Origin of the sequence: Jannaschia sp. Os4 (genome assembly GCF_016820245.1) — a bacterium.
Classification (GTDB): Bacteria; Pseudomonadota; Alphaproteobacteria; order Rhodobacterales; family Rhodobacteraceae; genus Jannaschia.
In genome coordinates this window covers 142,204-156,160 of record NZ_JAFCAR010000003.1, presented here as the reverse complement: position 1 = coordinate 156,160, position 13,957 = coordinate 142,204, and the positions used below count along the sequence as shown (strand labels likewise).

13 protein-coding genes are annotated in these 13,957 nt (G+C 71.5%); 9 read left to right on the top strand and 4 right to left on the bottom strand.

Features of this window, described 5'->3' with window-relative positions; genetic code table 11:
- Positions 1 to 73 precede the first annotated feature (73 nt).
- The gene (recQ, locus tag JQC91_RS05770; RefSeq protein ID WP_203285865.1) at positions 74 to 2,107 is read left to right on the top strand and encodes a DNA helicase RecQ; all 2,034 of its coding nucleotides are present in this window, start codon (positions 74 to 76) and stop codon (positions 2,105 to 2,107) included.
- 76 nt (positions 2,108 to 2,183) lie between these two features.
- Positions 2,184 to 2,936 (top strand): peroxide stress protein YaaA, encoded by a 753-nt coding sequence (gene yaaA / locus JQC91_RS05765; protein ID WP_203285864.1) that lies wholly within the window; start codon positions 2,184 to 2,186, stop codon positions 2,934 to 2,936.
- Here yaaA and JQC91_RS05760 read toward each other — a convergent pair.
- Positions 2,933 to 3,979 carry a glycosyltransferase gene (locus JQC91_RS05760; RefSeq protein WP_203285863.1) on the bottom strand — a complete coding sequence of 349 codons (1,047 nt, stop codon included), beginning with the start codon at positions 3,977 to 3,979 and terminating at the stop codon, positions 2,933 to 2,935. The two genes, yaaA and JQC91_RS05760, sit on opposite strands and share 4 nt — an antisense overlap.
- Before the next feature lie 7 nt (positions 3,980 to 3,986).
- Positions 3,987 to 4,427, bottom strand: coding sequence for a tellurite resistance TerB family protein (locus tag JQC91_RS05755; RefSeq protein WP_203285862.1), 441 nt, complete (start codon positions 4,425 to 4,427; stop codon positions 3,987 to 3,989).
- Positions 4,428 to 4,492: 65 nt separating this feature from the next.
- On the opposite strand from JQC91_RS05755, the gene JQC91_RS05750 reads away from it, so the two are divergent.
- From JQC91_RS05750 to JQC91_RS05740, 3 genes are all read left to right on the top strand, one after another.
- Positions 4,493 to 6,058 carry a lysine--tRNA ligase gene (locus JQC91_RS05750; protein ID WP_203285861.1) on the top strand — a complete coding sequence of 522 codons (1,566 nt, stop codon included), beginning with the start codon at positions 4,493 to 4,495 and terminating at the stop codon, positions 6,056 to 6,058.
- Between the two features lie 45 nt (positions 6,059 to 6,103).
- Positions 6,104 to 6,502, top strand: a complete 399-nt coding sequence (locus JQC91_RS05745; protein WP_203285860.1) for a DUF4864 domain-containing protein — start codon at positions 6,104 to 6,106, stop codon at positions 6,500 to 6,502.
- A gap of 332 nt (positions 6,503 to 6,834) precedes the next feature.
- Complete coding sequence (locus JQC91_RS05740; protein WP_203285859.1) at positions 6,835 to 9,111, top strand: glycosyl hydrolase family 28-related protein; 2,277 nt, start codon at positions 6,835 to 6,837, stop codon at positions 9,109 to 9,111.
- Here JQC91_RS05740 and JQC91_RS05735 read toward each other — a convergent pair.
- Together JQC91_RS05735 and JQC91_RS05730 are read right to left on the bottom strand one after the other, a co-directional pair.
- On the bottom strand, positions 9,083 to 9,568 hold the full coding sequence (locus tag JQC91_RS05735) for a YdcF family protein (protein WP_203285858.1): 486 nt from the start codon (positions 9,566 to 9,568) through the stop codon (positions 9,083 to 9,085). The genes JQC91_RS05740 and JQC91_RS05735 overlap by 29 nt on opposite strands.
- Positions 9,565 to 10,023: a pyridoxamine 5'-phosphate oxidase family protein gene (locus JQC91_RS05730; RefSeq protein WP_203285857.1), complete on the bottom strand. Its 459-nt coding sequence runs from the start codon at positions 10,021 to 10,023 to the stop codon at positions 9,565 to 9,567. Before JQC91_RS05730 ends, JQC91_RS05735 begins: the two co-directional genes overlap by 4 nt.
- Before the next feature lie 140 nt (positions 10,024 to 10,163).
- Between JQC91_RS05730 and JQC91_RS05725 the strand changes: the two genes are divergently transcribed.
- The 4 genes from JQC91_RS05725 (at position 10,164) to JQC91_RS05710 (ending at position 13,910) form a co-directional block, all read left to right on the top strand.
- Entirely contained in the window at positions 10,164 to 11,027 is an 864-nt protein-coding gene (locus tag JQC91_RS05725; protein ID WP_203285856.1) for a branched-chain amino acid aminotransferase, read from the top strand.
- Positions 11,028 to 11,134: 107 nt separating this feature from the next.
- Positions 11,135 to 11,728: a hypothetical protein gene (locus JQC91_RS05720; RefSeq protein ID WP_203285855.1), complete on the top strand. Its 594-nt coding sequence runs from the start codon at positions 11,135 to 11,137 to the stop codon at positions 11,726 to 11,728.
- 317 nt (positions 11,729 to 12,045) lie between these two features.
- Entirely contained in the window at positions 12,046 to 12,630 is a 585-nt protein-coding gene (locus JQC91_RS05715; RefSeq protein WP_203285854.1) for a hypothetical protein, read from the top strand.
- 26 nt (positions 12,631 to 12,656) lie between these two features.
- Positions 12,657 to 13,910: a DUF2235 domain-containing protein gene (locus JQC91_RS05710; protein ID WP_203285853.1), complete on the top strand. Its 1,254-nt coding sequence runs from the start codon at positions 12,657 to 12,659 to the stop codon at positions 13,908 to 13,910.
- The last annotated feature ends 47 nt before the right edge of the window (positions 13,911 to 13,957 follow it).

The window sequence follows — 13,957 nt, the reverse complement described above, 5'->3', positions numbered from 1 at the left end:
CCCTCCCCCGCTCCCGCCTTGCGCGCCGAATCACCATGTGGGACGTGACCGACCCACGACCACGGATGGACCAATGCCCCGCGACCTCCTCGCGCATGTCTTCGGCTTCGACGCCTTCCGCCCCGGGCAGGAGGCGATCGTCGAGGCCGTGACGGCAGGGCGCGACGTCCTCGCCATCATGCCCACGGGCGGGGGCAAGTCGCTGTGCTACCAGCTGCCCGCGTTGGCGCGCGACGGGCTGACGGTCGTGATCTCCCCGCTGATCGCGCTGATGCGAGACCAAGTGCGCGCGCTGCAGGAGGCGGGCGTCGCCGCCGGCGCGCTGACCTCCGGCAACACCGAGGAGGAGACGGAGGCCGTCTGGAGCCAACTCACCGCCGGCACGCTGAAGCTCCTCTACATGGCGCCCGAGCGCCTCGCGTCGGGGGGCACGGAGCGGATGCTGCGGCAGGCGAACTGCACGCTGGTGGCGGTGGACGAGGCGCATTGCGTCGCCCAGTGGGGCCACGACTTCCGCCCCGACTACTTGCGGATCGGCCCCTTGCGCGACGCGCTGGACGTGCCGCTCGCCGCCTTCACCGCCACCGCGGACGAGGAGACCCGCGCCGAGATCAAGGACCGGCTCTTCGGCGGGCGCGACGTCGAGGAGTTCCTCCACGGCTTCGACCGCCCCAACCTCGCCCTCGCCTTCGCGCCGAAGGACAGCCCCCGCCGCCAGATCCTGTCCTTCGCCGCCGCCCGCAAGGAGCAGTCGGGCATCGTCTACTGCGGCACCCGCGCCAAGACCGAGACGCTGGCCAAGGCGCTGCGCGACGACGGGCACAACGCCTGCCACTACCACGGCGGGATGGAGGCCGAGGACCGCCGCATCGTCGAGGCCCGCTTCGGGCGCGAGGACGGGCTGATCGTCTGCGCGACGGTCGCCTTCGGGATGGGCGTGGACAAGCCGGACATCCGCTGGGTGGCCCATGCCGACCTGCCCAAGTCGATCGAGGCCTACTACCAGGAGATCGGGCGCGCGGGCCGCGACGGGGCGCCCGCCGACACGCTGACGCTGTTCGGCGCCGACGACATGCGGTTCCGCCGCCAGCAGATCGACGAGGGGCTGGCCCCGCCCGAGCGCAAGGCCGCCGACCACGGGCGGCTCAACGCGCTGCTGGGGCTGGCCGAGGCGCAGGGCTGCCGCCGTCAGGTGCTGCTGCGCTACTTCGGCGAGGCGGCGGAGCCCTGCGGCAACTGCGACCTCTGCGAGAAGCCGCCCGAGCTGTTCGACGGCACCACGGACGTCCGCAAGGCGCTGTCTGCCATCCTGCGGACCGACGAGCGGTTCGGCTCGGCCCACCTGATCGACGTGCTGCGCGGCACCGAGACCGACAAGATCCGCCGCTTCGGCCACGATCAGCTGTCCGTGTTCGGCGTGGGCCGGGATCACTCCAAGCAGCTCTGGCAGGCCATCTTCCGGCAGATGATGGGCCTCGACCTCGTCCGTCCCGACCCCGAGCGCCACGGCGCGCTCCGCTTCATGGAGGCCGCCCGCCCCGTGCTGAAGGGCGAGGCGGAGGTGACGCTGCGCCGCGACACGCTGGCGAAGGCGGAACGGCGCCCCGCGGTCCGCCAGATGGTCGCGGAGGAGGACGCGCCCCTGCTGTCGGCCCTCAAGGCCCAGCGCCGCGCCTTGGCCGAGGAGAAGGGCTGGCCCGCCTACATGATCTTCAACGACGCGACCCTCGTGGCGATGGTGGACGCCCGGCCGCGGGACCTCGACGACATGGCGCGCATCCCCGGCGTGGGCGCCAAGAAGCTGGAGACCTACGGCCCCGCCTTCCTGAAGGTGCTCAACGGCACCGAGCCCGAGTCCGTCCACCCCGCCCGCCGCAAGCTGGCCGGCCGGGCCGAGGGGGCGATCTACGACCGCCTGCTCTCGGTCCAGATGGACCTGATGCGGGGCGACACGGGGCTGGACAAGCCGATGACCTGCTCGTCCTCGGTGCTGGCCAAGGTCGCCAAGGCCCCGCCGGAGGAGGGCGCGTTGCAGCGCATCCTCGGGGAGCGGCACTGGGAGCGGTTCGGCGACGCCTTCCTCGGGGTGCTGCGCGACGGGGCGTGATGCCGCACGTGGTGGCCCCCGCCCGCGCGCCGTCCTAGACCCGCGCCCGACGAGGGGCCCGGAGGGGGAACGCGCGATGCTGACAGTGATCTCGCCCGCGAAGAAGATGGACATGGACGCGGTCGAGGTGGACCCCACCGCGCCCCGCATGGCCGCCGAGGCGGACGCCCTGCGCGCCGTGGCGGCGGACCTGACGGCCGACGGCCTCGCCCGGCTCATGGGCATCTCCGACAAGCTGGCCGCGCTCAACCACGGACGTTTCCGCGACTGGGACGACGCGCCGTCCAAGCCCGCCGCGTGGGCCTTCGCGGGCGACACCTACGTGGGGCTCGACGCCAAGACCCTCGACGCGGACGCCGTGCGCCGTGCCGACGCCCGCCTGCGCATCCTGTCGGGCCTCTACGGCCTGCTGCGCCCCCGCGACGCGATCCGGGCCTACCGGCTGGAGATGGGGTCGCGGCTCGCCAACCCGCGGGGCCGCGACCTCTACGCGTGGTGGGGCGACAGGATCTCCGCCCGGCTGAACGAGGACGCGGCCGAGGCGGGGGCCACCCACCTGCTGAACTGCGCGAGCCAAGAGTATTTCGGCGCCGTGGACCGGGAGGCGCTGCGCCTGCCCGTGGTCACGCCGGTCTTCCTCGAGGACCGGCCCGACGGCCCCAAGACGATCTCCTTCCACGCCAAGACCGCGCGGGGCGCGATGGCGCGCTTCGTCATGGAGCACGGGATCGAGGGGCCCGACGACCTGCGCGGCTTCGACGCGGGCGGCTACGCGTGGCAGGCGGATCGCTCCACCCCGGAGGCGCCGGTCTTCCTGCGCGCGGGCTAGCCCGTCCCCAGCACCTCGCCGCGCAGGCGCAGATACGTCTCGTCCAGCGCGGCGGCGTCCGCCGCGAGGAGCGTGCCCAGCGCGTCGCGCCCGCGCGCCGCGCCCCGCGCCCGGTCGCGCCCATGCGCGTCGCGGGCGCCGATCCGCAGCTGCGCCGCCCGCATCGCCGCCCAGCGGCGGATCGTGCGCGCGAACCCGTCGGGGACCGGACGTCCCGCCGCCTTGGCGGCATGGTAGGCCCGGAGCGGGATGTAGCCCGAGTGCAGCGTGTCGATGGCACCCAGCGCCACGCCGTCGTCGCGCCTGCCCGGCGCGCGATGATGGTGGATCAGCGCCTCGGGCGCCGCGACGAGGTCCAGCCCCGCCGCCTGCAGACGCAGGCAGAAGTCCACGTCCTCGCCCAAGGCGTAGCGGCCCAGCCGCTCCTCGAACGGGTGGGCCAGCAGCGCGTCGCGGCGGCCCGACAGGCGGAAGCCCGGCGCCCATTCCACCCGGACGCCCGCCGGCGGCGCGGGGCGGTCGGCCCAGAGCGCGCGGGCGAGCGCCTTGGCCGCCTGCGGCACGAGCCGGTCCTCCAGCCGCGTGCGCAGCCGCCCGGTCGCCTGCCGCAGCCCCTCGCCCCGCTTGCGCCGGTAGGTCGCGGGCGCGGCCTCGCCGGGATAGGCCGGCGTCTCGGCCCCGCAGACCGCGCCGATGGCGCGGCCCTCGGGGTCGGCCTCGTAGCACCGCATGATCGCCTCGACTGCGCCGGGGTGCAGCAGGCTGTCGTCGTCTGGCAGGAAGACCACGTCCTCGGACACGGCCTCGACGCCCCGGTTGCGCTGGAACGCGGTCCCGGCGGCGGTGCGCATCACCTCGACCGGGACCGGCGCGCCGCGGGTGGCCTCGGCGACCGCCTCGGCGGTGGGGCCGGGATCGTCGGAGGAATCCACGACGAGGATGCGGGCGGGCAGCCGCGACTGCGACAGGTGCAGCGGCAGCGCGAGGCGGAGGACGTCGGGGCGGTGGCGGGTGGCGATGACCGTGGCGAGCGACAGCGTCATGCGCGGGTCAGACCGGCAGGTGCCGCGCCCGCGCGCCGCGCTCGATGGCCGCCGCCGCGAGCGCATCGAGCGCGAGCTCGTGGCGCAACTCCTGCAGCAGGCGCAGCTCCGACTGGCGGACGTCGCCGTCGGCGGCGGCCACGTCGCAGGCCAGCGCGTAGGCCGTCTCGTGCCGGTTCTCCGGGAGGGTGTCGCGCACGAGCGCGACGATCACGTCGATGCCGTCCTCCTCCTCCAGCAGGTCGAAGACGATGCGGCTGACGTCCTGCATCCGGTCGGCGTCGTAGCCCTCGAAGGCGCGGGCGGTGGCGACGAGGCGCTCGATCGTCAGCAGCTCGGTCGGGCGGATCGTCGCGTCCGAGACGGAGACGGTGATCATCAGCGCGAGCAGCGCGTCCTGCGGCGAGAGCGCGGCGAGGGTGTCGGAGGCGGGGGCGTCGTCTGACATGGGGCCGGACCTATTGATCGCGCGCCCCCCTCGCAATAGGTGCGCGGGCCTGATCGGAGGACGGCATGAGCGAGATGCGCGACGCGGCGATGGCGAGCAAGGCGTGGCCCTTCGAGGAGGCGCGCAAGCTCTTGGAGCGCGGGGACGGCGAGGTGCTGTTCGAGACGGGCTACGGGCCGTCGGGCCTGCCGCATATCGGGACGTTCGGCGAGGTGGCGCGCACGACGATGGTGCGCCGCGCCTTCGAGGTGCTGTCGGACCGGCCCACGCGGCTGGTGGTGTTCTCGGACGACCTCGACGGGATGCGGAAGGTGCCGGACGGCCTGCCGGAGCGGGAGATGCTGGAGGCGAACCTCCAGCGCCCGCTGACCGAGGTGCCCGACCCGTTCGGGACGCACGAGAGCTTCGGCCACCACAACAACGCGATGCTGCGCCGCTTCCTCGACACGTTCGGCTTCGAGTACGAGTTCATCTCGGCCACGGAGTTCTACCGCTCGGGCCGGTTCGACGAGGTTCTGAAGCGGGCCGCCGAGCGCTACGACGACCTGATGGCGATCATGCTCAAGACGCTGCGCGACGAGCGGCGGGCGACCTACTCCATCTTCCTGCCGATCCATCCGGAGACGGGGCGCGTGCTCTACGTGCCGATGAAGCGCGTGGACGGGACGAACCACACCGTGACCTTCGAGGACGAGGACGGGAAGGAGTGGACGCTGCCCGTCACCGGCGGGAACGTGAAGCTGCAGTGGAAGCCCGACTTCGGGGCGCGGTGGGCGGCGCTGTGCGTGGACTTCGAGATGTCGGGCAAGGACCACTCGACCAACTTCCCGGTCTATTCCAACATCTGCCGGACGCTGGGGGTGAAGCCGCCCGTCACCTACATGTACGAGCTGTTCCTCGACTCCGACGGCGAGAAGATCAGCAAGTCCAAGGGCAACGGGCTGACGATCGACGAGTGGCTGACCTACGCGTCGTCCGAGTCGCTCGCCTACTTCATGTTCCTCAAGCCCAAGACGGCCAAGCGGCTGTGGTGGGACGTGATCCCGAAGATGGTCGACGAGTATCACCAACAGCTGCGCGCCTATCACGAGGCGGACGATCCGGCGAAGCGGCTGGCGAACCCGGTGTGGCACGTCCACGGGGGGGACGTCCCGCAGTCGGACATGGTGGTGCCGTTCTCGATGCTCTTGAACCTCGCCTCGGTCTCGGGGGCCGAGGACGTGGACACGCTGTGGGGATTCATCGGGCGGTACGCGCCGGAGGCCAGCCCCGAGGGCAACCCGCAGATGCACGCGGCGGCCGAAGGGGCGGTGCGCTACTACCGGGATTACATCAAGCCGAACAAGGTGTTCCGCGCGCCCACCGATCTGGAGCGGGAGGCGCTGGAGGATCTGCGGGCGCGGCTCGCGGCTTGGGACGGGCCGGTCGACGCGGAGGCGTTGCAGGGCGAGGTTTTCGCCGTGGGGCGGGAGCGGTTCGAGCCGCTGCGCGACTGGTTCAAGGCGCTGTATCAGGTGCTGCTGGGCGCGGATCAGGGGCCGCGCTTCGGGGGGTTCGTGGCGCTCTATGGCCTTGAGAACACGGTGGAATTGATCGACGCGGCGCTGCGCGGCGATTTGGTGCAGTCGTAGGCGGCGGCGTCCGCGCTATCGTCCCTCTCAGCGATGGAGGTGACGATGACGCGGATGGGATGGATTGCGGCGCTGGTCGTGGCGCCGGGGATCGCGGCGGCGGACCCGCAGGCGGTGCAGGACGTGATCGGCTCGCAGATCGAGGCGTTCCGGGCCGACGACTTCGCCACGGCCTTCACCTACGCGAGCCCCGGCATCGCGGCGTTCTTCCGCGACCCGGAGAACTTCGGGCGCATGGTCCGGCAGGGCTATCCGATGGTGCACCGCCCGGCGGAGGTGGAGTTCGGGCGCTCGGAGGCGGTGGGGCCGGACTGGGGGCAGGTGGTCGACATCGTGGACGAATCGGGCGCGCGGCACCGGCTGCTCTACCGGATGGTGGAGACGCCCGCCGGGTGGAAGATCGGCGGCGTGCAGGTGGTCGAGCTGCCCGACGTGGGGGCCTGACCGCGCCGATGCCGCGGCGCGGCTAGACGGAAGGTTAACCGAAGGACGCCGTGCAAAGGGTTGGCGCGGCGGGATTGCCGCGCTGCGGCTAGAGGATTCGTTAACCAATCCGGGGACGCGTGGGCTTCCGCCCACCCTACGGGGCCGTACGATCGCGGTGCCCGTCGCGCCCCGCGCCGCGAAGTAACCATTCGTTAACTGCTCACCGGGACACCCATCCCTCGGCATCCCCGACCGGTCGTGCGGTCCGGGCGGGGGGTGTCGACGGATGGAGGGCCGGTCGGGGCGTGGGCGCGCCTCGGGCGGCCCTCGCGCATTTTCGGGGGCACGACATGACGGACACCATCGGACAGGATCTCGACCCGCCGGCCTTCGCGGACGGGCTGAACGTCTGGTCGCGGACGGACGGCACGGCGGGGACGGACACCTACGCCACGCTGGCCACGGCGGCCTTCGTGCCCGCCGACCAGGACTTCGGCGGCTGCTTGGAGGTGCTCAAGACCGGGTCGGTGCAGCGGGTCCGGTGGATGGGCCGCACGGACGTGGCGCCGGGCCGCTTCCTGCGGGTGACGGCGCGGGTGAAGGCCATCGCGGGCTCGCTGCCGGGCGTGCGCATCGCGGCGACGCCGGCGGCCGGGGGCGGCGTGGTGGGCGGCCTGCCCTCGACGGGGCCGGTGACCCCCCTGACCGCCTATGGCGAGGTCGTCGAGGTCTCGGGCGTGGTGGCCATCGGCACCCGCGACGGCATCGACGTCGGCTGGGACTCGCGCGTGCGCTACGCGCATGTCGGCCTCGACCTGACGGGTCCGGCGGGGGGCGTCGTGCGGATCGACGACATCCGCGTGGAGGACGTCACGGGCGCGTTCCTGCGCGGGATCATGGACTGGGTCGACGTGCGCGACTACGGCGCCGTGGGCGACGGGCAGACGGACGACTCGGACGCGTTCGACGCCGCCGAGGCGGCGGCGGGGACGCGCGCGATCCTCGTGGGCGAGGGCACCTACCGGCTGACGCGGGACCACTCGATCTCGACGCGCATCCGCTTCGAGGGGACGGTGACGATGCCCCGCTCGCGGCGTCTGAGCCTCGTGAAGAACTTCGACCTGCCGACCTACATCGACGCGTTCGGCGACGAGCAGGAGGGGTTCCGGCGCGCGATCCAGGCGCTGTTCGACTTCTCGGACCACGACACGCTGGACATGGCGGGGCGGCGGGTCGAGCTGACCGAGCCCTTGGACGTGCAGGCCGCGGTCCACGACCGGACCAGCAGCGCCAACCAGCGCAAGATCCGCAACGGGCAGATCCACATGGTCCCGTCGCCCGCGTGGACCGACACGGTCGCGACGGCGGCCTGCGACTTCGACCCCGACACGCCGGACCGGCTGCTCAACGTGCCCAACGTCTCGTCGATCCCGGTGGGCAGCCTCGTGACCGCCGGGCAGGGCGTGGGCCGCGAGGTCTACGTGAAGGGCAAGAACGGCAGCGGGACGGTGTTCCTGTCCCAGCCGCTCTGGGGCGCGAAGGCGCGGCAGACCTACACGTTCCGGCGGTTCAAGTACGCGCTCGACTTCTCGGGCTTCTCGAACCTCCAGCGGTTCACGCTGCAGGACATCGAGTTCCTGTGCGCGGACCAGGGGTCGGGCGTCCTGCTGCCGCAGGTCGGGCTGATCTTCCACGTGAAGGACTGCTACTTCACGGGGCCGAAGGACCGGGGGATCACGTCCCACGCGGACGGGTGCCAAGGGCTGCTGATCGACCGGTGCCAGTTCCTGTCCTCGGAGCAGTCGAAGGACGTGTCGCAGCGGCACACCATCGGCTTCAACGTCAACAAGAACGATGCGAAGATCCGCAACAACCGCGCGGTGAAGTTCCTGCATTGGGCGGTGATGCATGGGTCGGGGCACATCGTGACCGGCAACCACTTCTTCCAAGGCGACGGGACGACGGTGCGGACGGCGGGGATCGCCTTCACCAACCCGCAGGCGAAGTCGGTCTTCTCGGGCAACTACGTCGACAACTGCACCATCGAGTGGACCAACGAGCACGACGGCGACCCGGACTTCCAGTCGGAGCTGTCCTTCGGGGGGCTGATGATCGTCGGCAACATCATCTTCTCCTCGTCGGTGTCGCGGGCGTTCACGCCGATCCGGATCAAGCCGTTCGGCGCGGGGCACTATGTCAACGGCGTCACGATCACGGGCAACACGTTCAAGACGATCAAGGGGCAGGCGCTGGACCGGGTGGACGGGGTCGACACGACCCACGGGACGCTGGACGCGGGCCGGTTCGTGGACGTGAACGTCTGGGGCAACACGTTTCACGGGGTGCGCGACCAGGTCCAGAACCCGATCACCGCGCCCTTGGTCGAGAACAGCGCGCAGACGCAGTGGACGCTGGACCTCGCCAAGCACCTCCCCTTCGGGTCGGACGCGCGGGTCGTGTCGGCGGTCCAGGCCGAGGGGATCGTGCGGAACGGGTCGAACCGGGCCGTGTGGGGCAGCCCCTACGCCTTCGCCGGGGTGAACGGCGGGCAGCAGGTGCGGATCACGTGGCCCGAGGCGGCGAAGGGCAAGGTGTTCGTCACCGCCCGCTGCGACGCGCCCACCTGAAGGCGCGCCACGCGCTGTGCGGGAGCGCGGCGAGCTCGCGGGCGGCGGCGCGGGCGAGGGCGGGGGGCGGCAGGTCCCCCGCCACCGGCCACGCGGCCGGTCCGGGCAGGCCGATCAGCCGGGCGATCGCCAGCGCGCGCGGCACGTGCCAGCGGTTGGTGACGATCAGCGTCCGCGCGGTGCCCTCGGGCAGGAGCGGGATCGCCCCGGCGAGGTTGCCGAGCGTGTCCGTCGAGGCCGTCTCCGTGCGGAGGCGGCCTTCCGGCGCGCCGAGGGCGAGGGCGAGGGTCCGGGCCGCCTCGGCCTCGGCCGGGGGGTGGCGCCCGAGGCCGCCGGTCAGGATCAGCACGTCCGCCCCGTGGCGGAGGGCGGCCACGCCCGCCTCGGTGCGGCGGCGGAGCGTGGGGGACGGGCCGTCGGGCCAGACGGCTGCGCCGAGGACGATCGCCGCCTTCACGGGAGGTCCGCGGGCGTCAGGCGGTGGGCGCGCCCGAACCCCGCGTTGAGGAGCGCGCCCGCGGGGGCGACGCGGTAGAGGCCGAAGTCGGCGAAGTCGTACCACAGCGCCGCCTTGGGGCGGGCGGCGAGCACGGCGGCGCGGTGGGCGGCCTTGTCGATGCGCTCGGCCCGCCCGTGCAGCGTGAGGCGGGCGTGGGTGAGCGGGTCGCCCCGGTCCTCCGGGTCGCCGACGAGCACGGCGAGGGATGTGTCGGACGACAGGTCCCTCGTGTGATCCGACAGGTCGGACAGGATCAGGCACAGCCCCTGCCCCTCGACCCACGCGCAGGCCACGCGGGCGAGGGACGGCGCGCCGTCGCGCAGCGTGGCAAGGGCGCAGGTGGTCGCCCCGCGCAGGATCGCGGCGGCGGTCCCGCGGCTCTCGGCGTCGGCGGGGCGGTGCGGATCTGGCATGGCGCCTCCGGTTCCTATGTCGGGCGCGCGGGACACCCCATGTCCTGCGACGTTCCGCCACAGGTCCGCGCGGGGGCGGGTGGCCCTCGGCCCGGCCCCGTCCTACCGTCCCCGGCGAGGCGGCACCACGGGAGGGGCGCATGGCGTTCGGCGGCATGATACGCACTTGGTTCGACGGCACGTGGCACGAGGGCGACGTGGCCGTGATGCGCGGCTCGGACCACGGCATCTGGCAGGGGTCGAGCGTGTTCGACGGCGCACGGCGGTTCGAGGGGGTGGTGCCCGACCTCGACAAGCATTGCGCGCGGGTGAACGCTTCCGCGGAGGCGCTGATGATCCGGCCCACCGTGACGCCCGAGGCCATGGTCGAGATGGTGCGCGAGGGGCTGGACGGGTTCGCGGAGGGCTCGGCGATCTACGTGCGCCCGATGTACTGGGCGATCCACGGCAGCGACCTCGGCGTGGCGCCGTCGGAGGAGGAGACGGGCTTCGCCATCGCCTTGGAGGAGGTGGCGATGCCGGGGCCGGAGGCGACGACGACGCTGGGGCGGACGTCGTTCCGGCGGCCCGTGCTGGAGGACGCGGTGTGCAACGCGAAGGCGGGGTGCCTCTATCCGAACAACGCGCGGATGCTGGTGGAGGCGCGCAGGCGCGGCTTCGGCAACGCGCTGTGCGCGGACGCGATGGGCAACGTGGCGGAGTCGGCCACGGCCAACGTGTTCCTCGTGAAGGACGGCGAGGTGACGACCCCGGTGGCGAACGGCACGTTCCTCGCGGGGATCACGCGGGCGCGGCACATGGAGAACCTCCGCCGCGAGGGCGTGCCGGTGCGCGAGGCGGTCGTGACCTTCGCGGACGTGGAGGCGGCGGACGAGGTGTTCCTGTCGGGGAACTTCACCAAGGTGACGCCGGTCACGGGGTTCGAGGACGTCTCGTATCAGGTCGGGCCGGTGACGCGGCGGGTGCGGGAGATGTATTGGGATTGGGCGCTGTCGGAGGGGTGAGGGGCGGCTTCGCATTGTCGCATGCATGAGGATGTGCGTTCGATGACTCGTGCGGACCCTCGCGCGCGGGTGCCCGACTGGCTCGAAGCACCTTCGTTCGGGAAGCCATGATGCGGATCTGCCTGCTTTGGATCGTGGGCGTCGTGCTCGGGCTCGGCGCCTGCCGGGCGGAGCCCGAGGCGATCCGGTACGAGATCGTCGCGGCGGATCGTTGGCCCGTCGTCGTCTTCGTGCGCGACGTCTCGGCGCCGTTCGCGCCGTTCGGGGACCTCCCGGTCGTGCGATCGGGCGGATGGGACACGCGGCAGGGCTCCGTGCCGCTGCGTCCGCGCGGCCCAGTCGATGGATCCGTGACCTTCGACCTGCTGTGGCACGAGGTGGCGACCGGCCAAGCCTACGCCGCGACCATCGCCGTCGAGCCGCGCGACCTGCACCGCAATCCGGTCGGCGACGAGGCCTTCGGAACGCTGCTCCTGCGGGTCGGAGCGCATGGCTACCTCGATGCGATGACCTACGAGGACAGCTATCCCCCGGCGCCCGATCCGCCCCCCGGAACGCGCCTCGCCCAGACTTGCGGCGAAGCGGTCCCGGTCGAGGACGACCGCATTCTCGCGTTGCTGGGCTGGGCGCTGGCGGAAGCTCCAGCACGCGATGCCCTGCTTCGTCAGGGCGAGCCGCAGGTCGGCTGCGGCGCCCGGTGATGGACGGGGCGCCCCCTCCGCCGCCCTGTTCGCAATTTCGCATGTCGCGAGAGTGGCATCGACGGGACCTGCGTCCATCGGCCTGCGTTCCGAACGGGCACTACTGGAGGGCCTCGGGTATCTCGCGGTCCATGGCCAAGTGCTGAAGGAGGCTGATTTGGGTGCCATCGGAGCATACCCTCGACCTGCAGATAGGATGGATTGGATCAGGCGTCATGCGACGAAGTCCTAGGCTGTTCGCCGCCGCTTGCAGCGCGCTGCTCGCGGTCACGGCGTCCGTCGCTGTCGGGGGCGGGCGGGAGCCGGATGTCGCATCCTTGGGGCACGTGACCCCCACGGGCTGGCCGGTCTTCGCTGCCGTCTACGTCGACGGGACCCGCATCTACCGCGCCAGCGCGCACGGGGGTCTGCGACCGGGCTTCGGCGGAGGCGGGTCCGTCTACTCCCGGGATTACAGGCCGGATCAGGACGGGCGCATCTCCGTCCGGATCGATTGGGGCGAGTTCGCGACCGGGGATACCTACGCGGTGGAGTTCGCCCTGCCCGTCGACCAGACTCCGATCAATCGCGCGCCGGCCTTCGCGAACGGCTCCGTCGAACTGCTGTTCGCCTTCTCCTACCAAGGGCGGCTCTCGGTCTGGAGTCGCAAGCAGGACCTCTTCCACGCGCTCGTCGAGGACGATGAGGCCTACGCGGATCGCTTGGCTCGCGATCCGACCTTGACGGATCACATCCTGCTTCATCGGGCCTGCGGCGTGCGAACCCCGGACGCGGACGCGCAGTTCGCGCAGTATCGGGACGTCCAGCGCCCGCGAGAGGCGGACGGGGTGGACGCCGATCTACTGGCGGAGGTCGTCGGCGGATGGGAGCCTTGCGCGCCGGGCCGCGAGACGCAGTACTGATGGGTGGGACGGAGTGGGATGTCGACTTGCGCGACCTCGCGGCGGCGTCCGGGGCGTCGGGCGCGAATGTCGATGCCGCCGTCGAGACCTGTCCCGCCGTCGTCATCAACTACGGCGTGTTCTTCGACGGCACGTTCAATTCCCGCGACAACGCAGAAACTGGGTTCGACCTGCGGGCGCGGGGCGATGAGGCGACGGGCAACTACGGCACGAGCGTGACGCATCCCGCGCTCCTCGAACGTCATTATTTCGGCTCGGAGGATCGGATCGGCTGCGCGCACAACGATGATCGGGACGCAGAGGTCTTCTTCAGCGATTACCAAGATGGCATCGGTTCGGAGAGCAAGGAGGCGGACGAGAACATCGGAGGTGGAAGCGGCTACGGGGGACGGGGGATCAACGCCAAGGCAGATCAGGCCCTCACGCGTCTGCGAAACTACCTCCGGGTCTCCGGGCATCCATGGCGGGTCAGCGAGGTGCGGGTCGATGTCTTCGGTTTCTCGCGTGGCGCGGCAGCGGCCCGGGTCTTTGCGAATGCATTGAACGCGCTGGCACTGCGTCACGTGCGCATCCGGTTCATCGGTCTCTTCGACACCGTGGTTGCGGCGGGCAACCCGATGGACACCCGCAACCTCGGATTCAATACGTCCATAGGCAACGATACGGCGGAAACGGTGGTGCAGCTGACGGCGCTGCACGAAATTCGCCAAGCCTTCGCGCTGTCCTCCATCAAACCGGGTCCCGGCAGGGAGATCGCGCTTCCCGGCGTTCATGGCACCATCGGTGGAATGCCCTTGGACGAGCTCGAGACGCTGTTGATCCGATATCCCGAGCAGATCGATCTCTATCAGGCGCAAGGCTTGATTGACGGGACCTTCGAGCCCCGGCCCGGGTTGGACATGCGCCGCACCTACGAGAGCGATGCGGCCGCGTTGAGCGGTCGCGCCAATCCCGGCGAGATCTACGATCCGATCCGGACGCTGACGCGGACGGTCCTGCCGGGCCTTCGCATCCTTTCGCTTGAGGTCATGTACGAATTGGCGGTGCGTGCCGGCGTACCGTTCCATCCGCTCCGTTCGCCCTTTCCCCTTCCCCCGCAATTCGCCGACCTCAAGGCAACGGTCTTGGCGGGCGGCGCCCTGTCGGACGAGCAGATGAACCTCGTGCGGCGTCATATTTCCCCATCGGCGCGCGACTGGGGGCTCGTCCATCCCGTCGAATGGGCCGAGCTGGACCGTGCGCGCGACGTGATCGCAAATCGTCCCGGGCAGGCGGAGTAGGAGTGCGGCCAAGCTAGGGCTTGCCCCCCGCCCCCGCCCCCGCCAAC

What these genes read in the sequence shown, in the direction of transcription:
- recQ (WP_203285865.1), top strand. Translation starts at nt 74, where the DNA reads ATGCCCCGCGACCTCCTCGCGCATGTCTTCGGCTTCGACGCCTTCCGC.
- yaaA (WP_203285864.1), top strand. Translation starts at nt 2,184, where the DNA reads ATGCTGACAGTGATCTCGCCCGCGAAGAAGATGGACATGGACGCGGTC.
- JQC91_RS05760 (WP_203285863.1), bottom strand. Translation starts at nt 3,979, where the DNA reads ATGACGCTGTCGCTCGCCACGGTCATCGCCACCCGCCACCGCCCCGAC.
- JQC91_RS05755 (WP_203285862.1), bottom strand. Translation starts at nt 4,427, where the DNA reads ATGTCAGACGACGCCCCCGCCTCCGACACCCTCGCCGCGCTCTCGCCG.
- JQC91_RS05750 (WP_203285861.1), top strand. Translation starts at nt 4,493, where the DNA reads ATGAGCGAGATGCGCGACGCGGCGATGGCGAGCAAGGCGTGGCCCTTC.
- JQC91_RS05745 (WP_203285860.1), top strand. Translation starts at nt 6,104, where the DNA reads ATGACGCGGATGGGATGGATTGCGGCGCTGGTCGTGGCGCCGGGGATC.
- JQC91_RS05740 (WP_203285859.1), top strand. Translation starts at nt 6,835, where the DNA reads ATGACGGACACCATCGGACAGGATCTCGACCCGCCGGCCTTCGCGGAC.
- JQC91_RS05730 (WP_203285857.1), bottom strand. Translation starts at nt 10,023, where the DNA reads ATGCCAGATCCGCACCGCCCCGCCGACGCCGAGAGCCGCGGGACCGCC.
- JQC91_RS05725 (WP_203285856.1), top strand. Translation starts at nt 10,164, where the DNA reads ATGGCGTTCGGCGGCATGATACGCACTTGGTTCGACGGCACGTGGCAC.
- JQC91_RS05720 (WP_203285855.1), top strand. Translation starts at nt 11,135, where the DNA reads ATGATGCGGATCTGCCTGCTTTGGATCGTGGGCGTCGTGCTCGGGCTC.